This window comes from Enterobacter cloacae complex sp. SYL003 (genome assembly GCF_049236925.1).
Lineage (GTDB): Bacteria > Pseudomonadota > Gammaproteobacteria > Enterobacterales > Enterobacteriaceae > Enterobacter > Enterobacter intestinihominis.
In genome coordinates, this window is record NZ_JBMKJK010000017.1 from 94,326 (window position 1) to 107,716 (window position 13,391).

Here is a 13,391-nt window from a genome sequence, read left to right on the forward strand (position 1 = left end):
ACTCATAGCTCAGACATAAAAAAAGGATGAGCTATGCCAACCAGACCTCCCTATCCACGTGAAGCCCGCATCGTTACCGTTGAAAAAGGTAACGGCGATCAGACCGTAACCTGGTACCAGCTGCGTGCCGATCACCCTAAACCTGATTCGCTGATCAGCGAACATGAAACCGAACAGGAAGCGCTGGATGCGAAACGGCGCTATGAGGATCCTGAGAAGTCCTGATAGGAATCCGAATTCGTTACAACCGTGCCTGAATCACACTTTTAACATATCGCTGATGTTAAGCAGCAGTTAATATTTAGTTATTACAGGTGGATTCGGAAAGGCAAGTCGATCTTTACATTACGGTGTAGAGATCCCCTGCTACCCTTGGTGCTGTTTTGTTGAAAAAATGAACAGTGCAGCGTAGTGAGCCTGTACTTGTGTGGCAGTTGTGGTAGTAACGGAAGGCGATCAAAATGAAGGCGACGTTGGCGATCCTCACGATTGGTGTGGTGCCTGTAAGCGAAGTATTACCGCTCTTAACCGAGCATGTCTCTGAACAACAAATTACGCATCTCAGTCTGTTAGGGAAGCTCAGTCGGGAAGAGGTCATGGAAGACTACGCGGTCGGAGAGGGGGAAGATCCCCTGGCAACGTTACTCAGTGACGGTAAACTGGCGCATGTGTCGCGCCAGAAAATCGAGCGCGCGCTACAGGGCGTGATCGAAGTGCTCGACAATCAGGACTATGACGTTATTTTGCTGATGAGCACGGCACCCGTTAAAGGACTCAGCGCGCGTAATGCCATTCTGCTCGAACCGATGCGGATTATCCCCCCGCTGGTGGCGTCAATTGTTGATGGTCATCAGGTGGGCGTTATCGTTCCCGTAGAAGAACTGCTGGATAACCAGACGGTGAAGTGGGCCGCGCTGGAGCACACCCCGTTGTACGCGCTGGCAAACCCGTTCTGGGACAGCGAAGCGAAGCTGATTGCGGCCGGGCAGGAGTTGATCGACAGAGGGGCGGATGTCCTGATGCTGGACTGCCTGGGCTTCCATCAGCGGCATCGTGATTTACTGCAAAAGGCGCTGGATGTTCCGGTGTTGCTCTCTAACGTCCTGATGGCGCGCCTGGCGTCAGAATTACTGGTGTAATGATTTTTCGTGACAGGTCATGAGCATGGCCCCTATAGTGGATTTTTCTCAATAAATATAAGGGCCAGTTCATGCTTCAAAGTAACGAATACTTTTCCGGTAAAGTGAAATCCATTGGTTTTACCAGCAGCAGCACTGGCCGCGCCAGTGTCGGCGTCATGGCGGAAGGGGAATACACCTTTGGCACCGCAGAAGCGGAAGAGATGACGGTGGTCAGTGGTGCGCTGAACGTCCTGCTGCCGGGTGAAACGGAGTGGAAAGTCTATAGTGCCGGGCAGGTGTTCAACGTGCCGGGCCACAGCGAGTTCCATTTGCAGGTTGCAGAGCCAACCTCTTATCTGTGCCGCTATCTGAAATAAAAGCATGCCGGGTGGCGCATTCGCTTACCCGGCCTACGTTTTGCCTGTCAGCGCTGCGCTTCGCCGCCGAGACCTTCCACCAGGTTCTGAATTAACGCCGCCAGCTCGCCGGTCATCAGGATAAAGTCTGCGTCAAAGCGCTGAGCATAATCTTCGCGGTCGATATCTTCGTTCTGATCGCGCAGTTCATCGCAGAACTTAAGGCGCTTCACGGAGCCGTCATCACACATCACAAACTGAATGCGCTGCTGCCAGTCGAGTGCCAGTTTGGTCACCACTTTGCCCGCTTCAATGTGCACGGCGATTTCGTCGCTCACCAGATCCTGTTTCTTCGCGCGGATCACGCCGCCATCTTCCAGCAGCGCTTTCAGCTCTGCTTCATCAAGGATCTGGAAGCCCTGCGCGGCAGTCCCGCTGCGCACCCACTCAGTCAGGGTCAGCTCAATCGGCGTCTCCAGTGCCAGCGGTACCACCGGTAATGAGCCAAGGCTCTTACGCAGCAGCGCCAGCGTATCTTCCGCTTTTTTGGCGCTGGCGCAGTCGACCATGATCAGCCCGTTCACGGTGTCGATCCACATCATGGTCTGGCTAAAGCGGCTAAAGGCGCGCGGCAGCAGCGAGTGCAGCACTTCATCCTTCAGTGAATCTTTTTCGGTTTTTTTAAGCTTACGGCCCTGTTCAGCTTCCAGCTTGAAGATCTTCGCTTCGAGCGCCTGCTTCACCACAGGCGTCGGCAGGATCTTCTCTTCTTTGCGGGCGCAAACGATGATTTGCCCCGTGCTGCTGGCGTGGGTCAGCGCATCGCTTTGAGAACCCATTGGCGGAACCCAGCCGGTTTTTGCCATATCCTGGCTACCGCAAGGGGTAAAGGAGTAAGCGGCTAACTGTTTTTCCATCTCTTCTGCACGCAGCGAAACGTCGCGGCTGAGACGGTAAACCATCAAATTTTTGAACCACAGCATGATAATTTCCACGGCCTTGTCGTTAAATCAGCGGGCATGATAACGAATTGTCGCATCGCTTGCATTGCTAATCGGGAAGTGGGCTTCTACTCTGTTGATAATCAAAATAATGAGGAGTGTCTTGTGCGTATTGGGATTGATTTGGGCGGCACCAAAACAGAAGTTATTGCGTTGAGCGAGCAGGGGGAGCAACTGTTTCGCCACCGTCTGCCTACGCCGCGCGATGATTATCACCAGACCATAGAGACGATTGCCCGTCTGGTCGATATGGCAGAGCAGGCAACGGGCGAGACGGGCACGGTCGGGATGGGGATCCCCGGCTCCATTTCGCCGTATACCGGCGTGGTGAAAAATGCCAACTCTACCTGGCTCAACGGTCAGCCGTTTGATAAAGACTTAAGCCAGCGTCTGAACCGGGAAGTGCGTCTGGCAAATGACGCTAACTGCCTGGCGGTCTCTGAGGCCGTAGATGGCGCAGCGGCTGGCGCGCAGACCGTATTTGCGGTCATTATCGGTACCGGCTGCGGGGCGGGCGTGGCCTTCGGTGGGCGCTCGCATATTGGCGGCAACGGCACCGCAGGTGAGTGGGGGCACAACCCGTTACCGTGGATGGACGAAGATGAACTCAAATACCGTGCCGAGGTGCCGTGCTACTGTGGCAAGCAGGGCTGTATTGAGACCTTTATTTCCGGCACGGGGTTTGCCACCGATTATCATCGTCTGAGCGGCCAGCCGCTGAAAGGCAACGAGATTATGCGTCTGGTTGAGGAACAGGATCCGGTGGCTGAACTGGCGCTCAGCCGCTACGAAATGCGGTTGGCTAAATCACTGGCGCATGTGATCAATATCCTCGATCCGGACGTGATTGTGCTGGGCGGCGGCATGAGCAACGTTGACCGGCTGTACGCGACGGTGCCAACGCTGGTGAAACAGTGGGTATTTGGGGGCGAATGCGAAACGCCGATCCGCAAAGCCGTCCATGGAGATTCCAGCGGTGTGCGCGGCGCGGCGTGGCTCTGGCCGGAATAAACGCAAAACGGCAACTTGCGTTGCCGTTTTTGATGTTTGTACCCTCTCCCACAGAGAGAGGGCCAGGGTGAGGGCAACATCCCCCATTTACTGCACCGCAAACTCCCTGTCCAGCCTGCTATACCCCAGCCCGTTGATCTTCTTCACCTTGATCTGCACCGGAATACGTTCTTTCATTGCCTCTACGTGGCTGATCACGCCGATGGTTTTCCCGGTGGCGTTCAGCGCGTCGAGCGCATCCAGCGCGGTGTCCAGCGTTTCGCTGTCGAGTGTGCCGAACCCTTCATCCAGGAAAAGCGAGTCAATGCGCGTTTTGTGACTGACCAGATCGGAAAGCGCTAAAGCCAGCGCCAGACTGACGAGGAAACTTTCCCCGCCGGACAGGGTACGGGTATCGCGTACCGCATCGGCCTGCCAGGTATCAACCACCTCCAGCTCCAGCGCGTCGCTGGCTTTACGCTGAAGCAGATAGCGGCCATGCAGACGGTTGAGCTGCTGGTTGGCAAGCCACACCAGATTATCCAGCGTCAGCCCCTGGGCGAATTTACGGAATTTATCGCCGGTGCTGGAGCCTATCAGCGCATTGAGATAGCCCCAGTCGTCAGCCTGACGCGCCGCCTCCTCAATCTGCTGCATAAGCGCCTGCTGGTGCAGACGGTTATCGGCGTCCTGTTTGAGCTGCTGGCGGATCTCCCCCTGATGCGTGGTGTTTTCACGAAGCTGTTGCGCCAGCTGGTGTAACTGCGCCTGAAGGGTTGCGGCGTCGGTTTCCAGCCCCTCCGGGCGTTGTGCCTGATGCGCCTGAAGCTGCTGGTTTGCCTGTACGGAGAGCGCCGTGGCCTGCTGGAGCTGGTTCTCCAGCGTCTGCTTTTGTTGTTCAAGCTGGCGGATCGACGCTTCATCCAGCAGGGCGGAGAGAAATGCCTCCTGACTGGCAAAGCAGCTCGCGGTCAGCGCGGCGCTGAACTGAGCCTGCGACTGCTGAAGCCGTTCACGCTCAAGCGTCTCCTGCTGCTGTAGGGTGGCGAGCTGGCTTTGCAGCGACACGCATTCGTCATGGATGCCGCGCCAGTTCTCAGGGATAACCGCGTCGGCTTCTGCGTCATCAGAATCCGGCAGCGTCTCCAGGATGGGCATCAGGACGTTAATACGTTCCTGAATCGTACCGTGCTGGGCCTGTTTTTCCTGCCAGCGGGTATATTCAGCTTCGCGTGCGCTCAGCCAGGCGCTTTCGGCCCCTTCATCGGGCACGCTAAGCGACAGCGACTCTAGCGAGGCCGCCAGCGCCTGACGCGTCGCCGTCAGCTGCTGCTGGTACTGGCGCGCCTGATCTTCCTGTTCATTGAGCTGGTTTTGCAGCGTCAGACGCTGGCTAAGCTGATACAGCTGGCGTTCATACTGCTCCTGTTCGCTCATCCAGGGGGCAATATCATCCTGAATATTCAGCGCTATGTTCAGGGAGGCGCAGACCTCCAGCCACTCTTTAGTGAGTGCTTGCTCTTCCTGAGAGAGGGCCTGTACTTCCTCTGTCTCGCGCTGGATCTGTTGGGTGAGCGCATTCACCTGCCCGAGCACCAGCAATCCTTCCTCTTTTAGCGCGGCAACCTCTTTCTCCAGCGCGTCGCGGCGGCGCTGATTGTCGGTCAGTTCAAGCGCCTGATACTGCACAACTGCCGGATGTTCGCTTGAACCGCAGAGCGGGCAAGGTTTACCCGCTTCGAGCTGTGCACGATAGTTCTCAAGATCCTTGATTGTCGCCTCACGCTCACAGAGCGCTTTCAGGTCGGCATAGTGCTGATTTTTCTCTTTGAACTGCTGACGCCGCAGGATCAGCGTTTCATTGAGCTTACCCTGCTCAGCCTGCGCTTTCTGAACGCTTTCCGCATTATGGCGCAGCCGTTTTTGCAGCGGCTGATAGCGAGCGTGAAGCGCAGTCAGACGCTGGCGGAGCGCCCGCGATTGTGCCTGTTGCTCCATTGCCGTCGCGAGATCCTCAGCCGTCAGCGTCAGCGTACTCTCCGGCATCTCAGTCAGTTTCTGACGAAGCTCAGCCATACGCGCTGACTGGGCCACAAGCTGATTTTTATCGCGACTCAGTTGCGTAAAATGCGCCCGCCAGCCGGCAATTTCCTGCCCCCACTGACGGAAACGATCGTGTTCGGTTAGCCACTGCGTCAGTACCGTGTGTTCTGTCTGCAACTGTTCACGGTTGCGCAGCGCACCGTTGCGAATACGCGAGCGCTGCGCCGCTCTGTCGAGTAAGCGAGTATTTACTTCAATAATTCGCGCTGTTGTCTGCGCCAGGCGGGTGGTCTGCTCCTGCTGATACTCCCACAGCGGACGTAGCTGGGCGGCGGGCTGTGCCAGCTGGAGCTTCGCCAGTTGCGGCGCGGCGTCCGTCAGAGCCTGTTGCGCCTGCTGCTGCGAAGCGGCTACGCGCTGCTGCTCACGTATCAGCTCGTCGTTACGCGTAAGCCACTGAAAATCTTTCTGTTGGCTCTGCTGCTGTGCCAGCAGGATTTTTTCTTCGTCAGTAAGTGCCTGCAAACTTTGCTGCAAGTGCTGCTGCTGTTCCTCGCTCAGCAGCACAACGCCTGCGGCCTGCGCTTCGCACATCTCCAGCGCGTTGCGTGCCGCTTTGTGTTTTTCAAAAACCATGGCGGAAATCTGGCCGTAAATTTCCGTGCCGGTCAGTTCTTCCAGCAGCTCTGCGCGATCGCTCGGTTTAGCATTCAGGAAGGCGGCAAACTGCCCCTGTGAGAGCAACATCGAGCGGGTAAAGCGACCATAGTCCAGCCCGGTGAGTGCGGCGGTTTGTTCCAGCTTATCCGTGACTTTATCGGCCAGAATTTTGCCGTCTTCGCAGCGGGCCAGCTCAACGCGCGGTGCCTGTAAGTTCCCGTCTGGCTGGTTGCGGGCGCGGTTCTGGCTCCAGAAAGCGCGATAAGCAACGCCTTTGACCTCAAATTCCACTTCAGCCAGGCATTCGGCGGTATCGCGCGTCATCAGGTCGTTTTGTGCCTGAGAGACCTTATTAAGACGCGGTGTTTCGTGGTAAAGCGCCAGGCAGATGGCATCCAGCAGCGTGGTTTTACCCGCGCCGGTTGCGCCGGTGATGGCAAATAGCCCATTGCTGGCGAAAGGCTCCGCGGTGAAATCGATTTTCCACTCACCCTTTAGCGAATTCAGATTTTTCAGACGCAGGCTCAGAATTTTCATGCGTTCCCGTCCTCGTCATTGAGGGAATGCAAGGTATGGGCAAACAGCTCGTTAAGCCTGGTGCGCCTGGCCTCGTCCACTTCTTCATGCGCAAGCCGCCGCGCGAACACCTCTTCAACCCGAAGTTCGCTAAGCGTTTCACGCTGGGCGTTCAGCAGAATTTTCTCGCGCTGCTCGCGGCTGCGACGTACCAGCAGCACCTCTACGGGAAGGTCTTCCGTCAGCGTCTGAATTTTACGCTGCATATCGTACAGGTAGTCATCGGTGGTGATTTCGATATCGAGCCAGACGGGGGGATTAAGCGCTGCGCCGCGCCACTGCTCAAGCTGAGCGGTAATGGCGGCCAGATCGCCTTTCAGCACTGCCAGCGGCTGGGTGACCGGCACCTCAAGCGTCTCAACGGCGCTAAGTTTGCCTTCGGTGAAGCTCACCAGATGCACGGATTTGGCTTTGCCCGTTTCGTCAAAACTGAGGGAAATGGGCGAGCCGCAGTAGCGAATATGCTCGCAGCCCCCGACGATCTGGGCCCGGTGAATATGCCCGAGGGCAATATAGTCGGCGGGGGGAAAGTTTTGCGCTGGAAACGCGTCCAGCGTCCCGATATAAATCTCGCGCACCGCATCACTCTTACTGGCCCCGACGGTGGTGAGGTGCCCGGTGGCAACGATCGGAATGGCCTGTTCGCCGCGCAGGGCGCAGGCTTCCGTATGCTGCTGGTGATAATAGCGGGTGATGGCCTGCAACAGATGCTGCTGTTTTTCGCTCCCGGACAGGCCTGCCTGGCTTTGCACGATATCGCGCGGGCGTAAAAACGGAATTGGGCATAGCACTGCGCCCGGCGTGCCGTCACGTTTTTTCAGGATCTGCGGCGCGTGTCCGGCGCTGGCCACCACGGTGGTATTGAGGAACGCTAGAATATCGCGGGATTCATTCAGCGTCGCGACCGAGTCATGGTTTCCGGCGACAATCACCAGGTGACAACCGGTTTGCTGGAGGTTGACCACAAAACGGTTGTACAGCTCACGCGCATAGCTCGGCGGCGATCCGGTATCAAAAATGTCGCCCGCCACAATAATTGCGTCCACCTCGTGAGCCTGAGCCGTCTCCAGCAGCCAGTTCAGGAACGCTTCATGTTCCGCGGCGCGGCTTTTGCTGTAAAAATTTTGACCCAGGTGCCAGTCTGAGGTGTGAAGTATGCGCATAAGAGATCCGTGGCAATAATAAGAAAGCAGGATTATAAACGTTCGGGGAACGGAAAATAACCGCTGTAATAAAACAACAGTTTGCTATTTATCGTGGTAATGTTTTTCATAAATCTGTCATAAATCTGACGCATAATGACGCCGCATTACAGACTTGTAACTTAAATACGATAAGACAGGGCAAAGTATGGCGAGACGTATTCTGGTCGTAGAAGATGAAGCTCCGATCCGTGAAATGGTGTGCTTCGTGCTTGAACAAAATGGCTTCCAGCCGGTTGAAGCGGAAGATTATGACAGCGCGGTGAACCAGCTGAATGAACCCTGGCCCGATCTGATCCTGCTGGACTGGATGCTGCCTGGCGGTTCCGGATTGCAGTTTATCAAGCATATCAAACGCGAGGCGATGACCCGCGATATCCCGGTGGTGATGCTGACGGCGCGCGGTGAGGAAGAGGATCGCGTGCGCGGTCTGGAAACTGGCGCGGACGATTACATCACCAAGCCATTCTCTCCAAAAGAGCTGGTGGCGCGTATCAAAGCCGTGATGCGCCGTATTTCACCGATGGCGGTGGAAGAGGTGATTGAGATGCAGGGTCTGAGCCTGGATCCTACCTCACACCGGGTCATGACCGGTGAAAATCCCCTCGATATGGGCCCCACCGAATTTAAACTCCTGCACTTCTTTATGACCCACCCGGAGCGCGTTTACAGCCGCGAACAGTTGCTGAATAACGTCTGGGGAACTAACGTCTATGTCGAAGACCGAACGGTTGACGTCCATATTCGCCGCCTGCGTAAAGCACTGGAACTGAGCGGCCACGATCGCATGGTACAGACGGTCCGCGGCACGGGTTATCGCTTCTCGACCCGTTTCTGAACAATGACAGGAGTGTGACGCGTGCTGGAACGTCTGTCATGGAAAAGGCTCGTCTTTGAACTGATCTTATGCTGTATTCCGGCCCTCATTCTGGGGGCTATTTTTGGCTATCTGCCGTGGTTTTTACTGGTGGCCGTGACGGGGTTGCTCGTCTGGCATTTCTGGAATTTACTGCGTCTTTCCTGGTGGCTGTGGGTCGACAGAAGTATGACACCCCCGCCGGGAAGCGGGAGCTGGGAACCGCTACTCTACGGCCTGCACCAGATGCAGATGCGTAATAAAAAGCGCCGTCGTGAGCTGGGAAGTCTGATAAAACGCTTTCGCAGCGGCGCGGAGTCGCTGCCGGACGCAGTGATCCTGACGACGGAAGAAGGGACCATCTTCTGGTGCAATGGCCTCGCACAGCAGCTGTTGGGCCTGCGCTGGCCGGATGATAACGGTCAGAACATCCTCAACCTTCTGCGCTATCCCGAGTTCACGCTGTATCTGAAAACGCGTGATTTTAGTCGTCCGCACAATTTGAAGCTCAATAACGGTCGCCATCTTGAAATTCGCGTGATGCCCTACAGCGATCGGCAGTGGCTGATGGTGGCGCGGGATGTCACCCAGATGCATCAGCTTGAGGGCGCAAGACGTAACTTCTTTGCTAACGTCAGCCACGAGCTGCGTACGCCGTTGACGGTGCTTCAGGGCTATCTGGAGATGATGCAGGAGCAAACGCTTGAGGGGGCGCCGCGTGAGAAAGCGCTGCATACCATGCGGGAACAGACGTTCCGCATGGAAGGGCTGGTCAAACAGCTACTAACGCTTTCAAAAATTGAGGCTGCCCCGTCGCTGGCGCTAAACGACATCATTGATGTGCCGATGATGCTGCGAGTGGTGGAGCGCGAAGCCCAAACGCTGAGCCATAATCAACACACCCTGAGTTTTGATGTTGATAACACGCTGAAAGTGCTCGGCAGTGAAGATGAGCTGCGAAGCGCTATCTCAAACCTGGTCTATAACGCCGTGAATCATACCCCGACAGGGACGCATATCGCGGTGCGGTGGCAGCATACTCCGGCAGGGGCTGAATTTAGCGTCGAGGACAACGGGCCGGGGATTGGGCCTGAACACCTCCCGCGTCTCACCGAACGGTTCTACCGGGTGGATAAGGCGCGCTCGCGGCAGACCGGCGGGAGCGGACTGGGGCTGGCAATTGTGAAGCATGCCGTCAGCCACCACGAAAGCCGGCTCAATATCGAAAGCACCCTGGGTAAGGGCACGCGCTTTAGCTTCGTGATCCCGGAACGATTAATTGCCAAAAAAAGTGCCTGACAGCGTGTGTGTCAGGCTACCTTTCCACGGGCCAGCGATTGCTGGCCCGTTTGCTTTGCAGTCAAGCGAAACGCGAGTGAATATTATACGGCTGGTGCTTTTTTGTTCGCATGATTAGCCATGAGTTTTTCTTATACATGGCATATTATTTTGGTCTGAATTTTCATGCTGGCATATTGTTCTGGTTTTACGATCCCTTCTTGCCTTTAAACGTTATAAGCGTTTAAATTGCCCCCCATATACTGTCAGACCGACTGTATTTGCGTGGTAAATCGAAAAACTATTCTTCGCCACGCCTGGACGGGAGCATATCCCGCTGAAATTGAGCAAATTTTCCGCTGTATCGTCCCGTCAGGGATGGCGAAAATCTCAACGTATTCAACACCACATCCACAGGCAGTAAGGTTTTATGACCCATCACTTGAAATCGCGTGACATTATCGCGCTGGGCTTTATGACATTTGCGCTGTTCGTTGGCGCAGGTAACATCATTTTTCCTCCAATGGTTGGCTTACAGGCGGGTGAACACGTCTGGACGGCTGCGTTTGGCTTCCTGCTTACTGCCGTGGGCCTGCCGGTACTGACCGTTATCGCGCTGGCGAAAGTCGGTGGCGGTGTGGACAGCCTCAGCACCCCGATTGGCAAAGTGGCTGGCGTTCTGCTGGCAACCGTCTGCTATCTGGCCGTTGGCCCGCTGTTCGCGACCCCGCGTACGGCGACCGTCTCCTTTGAAGTGGGTATTGCCCCGCTGACCGGTGACGGCGCGATGCCGCTGTTTATTTACAGCCTCATTTACTTCGCCATCGTGATTCTGGTTTCTCTCTATCCGGGCAAACTGCTGGATACTGTGGGTAACTTCCTGGCACCGCTGAAAATTGTGGCGCTGATTGTGCTGGCGGTTGCGGCCATCGTCTGGCCTGCGGGGCCCATCAGCTCCGCGATGGACGCCTACCAGAACGCGGCGTTCTCAAACGGTTTCGTGAACGGCTATCTGACGATGGATACGCTTGGCGCGATGGTGTTTGGTATCGTTATCGTTAACGCCGCGCGTTCCCGCGGGGTGACCGAAGCGCGTCTGCTGACTCGCTACACCATCTGGGCTGGCCTGATGGCCGGTGTCGGCCTGACGCTGCTGTATCTGGCGCTGTTCCGTCTGGGTTCAGATAGCGCAACGCTGGTCGATCAGAGCGCAAACGGCGCGGCGATCCTGCATGCTTACGTGCAGCACACCTTTGGTGGTGCAGGCAGCATGCTGCTGGCGGCGCTGATTTTCCTGGCCTGTCTGGTGACGGCGGTGGGTCTGACCTGCGCCTGCGCGGAGTTCTTCGCTCAGTATCTGCCGCTTTCTTACCGCACGCTGGTGTTTATCCTCGGCATCTTCTCCATGGCGGTGTCAAACCTCGGTCTGAGCCACCTGATTCAGGTCTCAATTCCGGTGCTGACGGCGATCTATCCGCCATGTATCGTGCTGGTAGTGCTGAGCTTCACCCGTCCGTGGTGGCATAACTCCACGCGAATTATTGCGCCAGCCATGTTTATCAGCCTGATTTTTGGTATCCTTGACGGGATCAAAGCATCAGCATTTGCAGAAATCCTGCCAGCCTGGACACAGCGTCTGCCGCTGTCCGAGCAGGGCCTGGCCTGGCTGATGCCTTCCGTTGTAGCGCTGGTTCTGGCGATTATCTGGGACCGTGCGGCAGGGCGTCAGGTGACATCCAACGCCCATTAATCAACGGCAACAAATTGTTTAACCACGGGGCTTAAGGCCCCGTGGTTTTTTGTTTTTTTCGTGTTGAATGGCAAGATTTTAATGGAAAGCACTAACAAACTTAAACGTGGATTGAGCACCCGCCACATCCGCTTTATGGCGCTGGGCTCGGCTATCGGTACCGGTCTTTTTTATGGCTCGGCAGATGCCATCAAAATGGCCGGTCCAAGCGTTCTGCTGGCCTACATCATCGGCGGCGTGGCGGCGTATATCATCATGCGCGCCCTTGGCGAAATGTCGGTTCACAACCCCTCTGCCAGTTCCTTCTCCCGCTACGCGCAGGAAAATTTAGGCCCGCTGGCCGGGTTTATCACCGGCTGGACCTACTGCTTCGAAATCCTGATTGTTGCCATTGCCGATGTGACGGCGTTTGGTATCTATATGGGGGTCTGGTTCCCCGCCGTGCCGCACTGGATCTGGGTGCTGAGCGTGGTGCTGATTATCTGCGCCGTTAACCTGATGAGCGTGAAGGTGTTTGGCGAGCTGGAGTTCTGGTTCTCCTTCTTCAAGGTCGCGACCATTATCATCATGATCCTCGCCGGTTTCGGCATTATCATCTGGGGTATCGGCAACGGTGGACAGCCAACCGGCATTCACAACCTGTGGAGCAACGGCGGCTTCTTTAGCAACGGCTGGCTCGGGATGGTCATGTCGCTGCAGATGGTCATGTTCGCCTATGGCGGAATCGAGATTATCGGCATCACCGCCGGGGAAGCGAAAGATCCGGAGAAGTCTATTCCGCGCGCCATCAACTCGGTACCGATGCGCATCCTGGTGTTCTACGTGGGCACGCTGTTTGTGATTATGTCCATCTACCCGTGGAACCAGGTGGGCACCAACGGCAGCCCGTTTGTCCTGACTTTCCAGCATATGGGCATTGCGTTTGCCGCCAGCATTCTCAACTTTGTGGTGCTGACCGCCTCGCTGTCGGCCATCAACAGTGACGTGTTCGGCGTGGGCCGTATGCTGCACGGCATGGCGGAGCAGGGCAGTGCGCCGAAGGTGTTTGCCAAAACGTCGCGTCGCGGTACCCCGTGGGTAACGGTGCTGGTCATGACCGTGGCGCTGCTGTTCTCGGTCTACCTGAACTACATTATGCCAGAGAACGTCTTCCTGGTGATTGCGTCGCTGGCGACCTTTGCGACGGTGTGGGTGTGGATCATGATCCTGCTGTCGCAGATTGCGTTCCGTCGCCGCCTGTCGCCAGAAGAGGCCAAAGCGCTGAAGTTTAAAGTGCCGGGCGGCGTGCCAACGACCATTGTCGGTCTCATCTTCCTGGTCTTCATCATTGGCCTGATTGGTTATCACCCGGATACCCGTATTTCCCTGTACGTGGGCTTCGCGTGGATCGTCCTGCTGCTGGTGGGCTGGATGTTTAAATGTCGCCGCGATCGTCAGCTGGCGGAAGCACAGTAACATTCTTTTCCCCTCTCCCCGTGGGCTGAGGGTTCCCCACAAATTAATGCGAGCACTGAGCAATCCCCTCGCCCCTCCGGGGAGAGGGTTAGGGTGAGGGGAA

11 protein-coding genes are annotated in these 13,391 nt (G+C 56.3%); 8 read left to right on the forward strand and 3 right to left on the reverse strand.

The genetic code is table 11. From position 1 onward, the window contains the following. The first annotated feature begins 33 nt into the window (after window positions 1–33). From yaiA to ppnP, 3 genes are all read left to right on the forward strand, one after another. Window positions 34–225: a protein YaiA gene (gene yaiA / locus ACOT1A_RS19695; RefSeq protein WP_003859135.1), complete on the forward strand. Its 192-nt coding sequence runs from the start codon at window positions 34–36 to the stop codon at window positions 223–225. A 236-nt stretch (window positions 226–461) separates the two neighbouring features. Continuing rightward, complete coding sequence (locus ACOT1A_RS19700) at window positions 462–1,139, forward strand: AroM family protein (protein ID WP_003859133.1); 678 nt, start codon at window positions 462–464, stop codon at window positions 1,137–1,139. A gap of 71 nt (window positions 1,140–1,210) precedes the next feature. Further along, window positions 1,211–1,498: a pyrimidine/purine nucleoside phosphorylase gene (ppnP, locus tag ACOT1A_RS19705; protein ID WP_003859131.1), complete on the forward strand. Its 288-nt coding sequence runs from the start codon at window positions 1,211–1,213 to the stop codon at window positions 1,496–1,498. 47 nt (window positions 1,499–1,545) lie between these two features. Here the strand turns inward: ppnP and rdgC are convergent, their stop codons facing one another. Continuing rightward, the gene (gene rdgC, locus ACOT1A_RS19710) at window positions 1,546–2,460 is read right to left on the reverse strand and encodes a recombination-associated protein RdgC (RefSeq protein WP_006809928.1); all 915 of its coding nucleotides are present in this window, start codon (window positions 2,458–2,460) and stop codon (window positions 1,546–1,548) included. A 123-nt stretch (window positions 2,461–2,583) separates the two neighbouring features. Between rdgC and mak the strand changes: the two genes are divergently transcribed. After that, entirely contained in the window at window positions 2,584–3,489 is a 906-nt protein-coding gene (gene mak / locus ACOT1A_RS19715; protein ID WP_003859127.1) for a fructokinase, read from the forward strand. An 87-nt stretch (window positions 3,490–3,576) separates the two neighbouring features. Here the strand turns inward: mak and sbcC are convergent, their stop codons facing one another. Both sbcC and sbcD read right to left on the reverse strand, forming a co-directional pair. Next, on the reverse strand, window positions 3,577–6,708 hold the full coding sequence (gene sbcC / locus ACOT1A_RS19720; RefSeq protein WP_276170333.1) for an exonuclease subunit SbcC: 3,132 nt from the start codon (window positions 6,706–6,708) through the stop codon (window positions 3,577–3,579). Beyond that, entirely contained in the window at window positions 6,705–7,910 is a 1,206-nt protein-coding gene (sbcD, locus tag ACOT1A_RS19725; protein WP_276170334.1) for an exonuclease subunit SbcD, read from the reverse strand. Before sbcD ends, sbcC begins: the two co-directional genes overlap by 4 nt. Before the next feature lie 187 nt (window positions 7,911–8,097). Between sbcD and phoB the strand changes: the two genes are divergently transcribed. The 4 genes from phoB to proY all read left to right on the forward strand — a co-directional run bounded on the left by phoB (window position 8,098) and on the right by proY (window position 13,288). Then, window positions 8,098–8,787: a phosphate response regulator transcription factor PhoB gene (gene phoB / locus ACOT1A_RS19730; RefSeq protein WP_003859122.1), complete on the forward strand. Its 690-nt coding sequence runs from the start codon at window positions 8,098–8,100 to the stop codon at window positions 8,785–8,787. A 21-nt stretch (window positions 8,788–8,808) separates the two neighbouring features. Continuing rightward, window positions 8,809–10,104: a phosphate regulon sensor histidine kinase PhoR gene (phoR, locus tag ACOT1A_RS19735; protein WP_023299433.1), complete on the forward strand. Its 1,296-nt coding sequence runs from the start codon at window positions 8,809–8,811 to the stop codon at window positions 10,102–10,104. A gap of 409 nt (window positions 10,105–10,513) precedes the next feature. Then, window positions 10,514–11,833: a branched-chain amino acid transporter carrier protein BrnQ gene (gene brnQ / locus ACOT1A_RS19740; RefSeq protein ID WP_003859118.1), complete on the forward strand. Its 1,320-nt coding sequence runs from the start codon at window positions 10,514–10,516 to the stop codon at window positions 11,831–11,833. Between the two features lie 81 nt (window positions 11,834–11,914). Continuing rightward, entirely contained in the window at window positions 11,915–13,288 is a 1,374-nt protein-coding gene (proY, locus tag ACOT1A_RS19745) for a proline-specific permease ProY (protein ID WP_017383160.1), read from the forward strand. Window positions 13,289–13,391 lie beyond the last annotated feature (103 nt).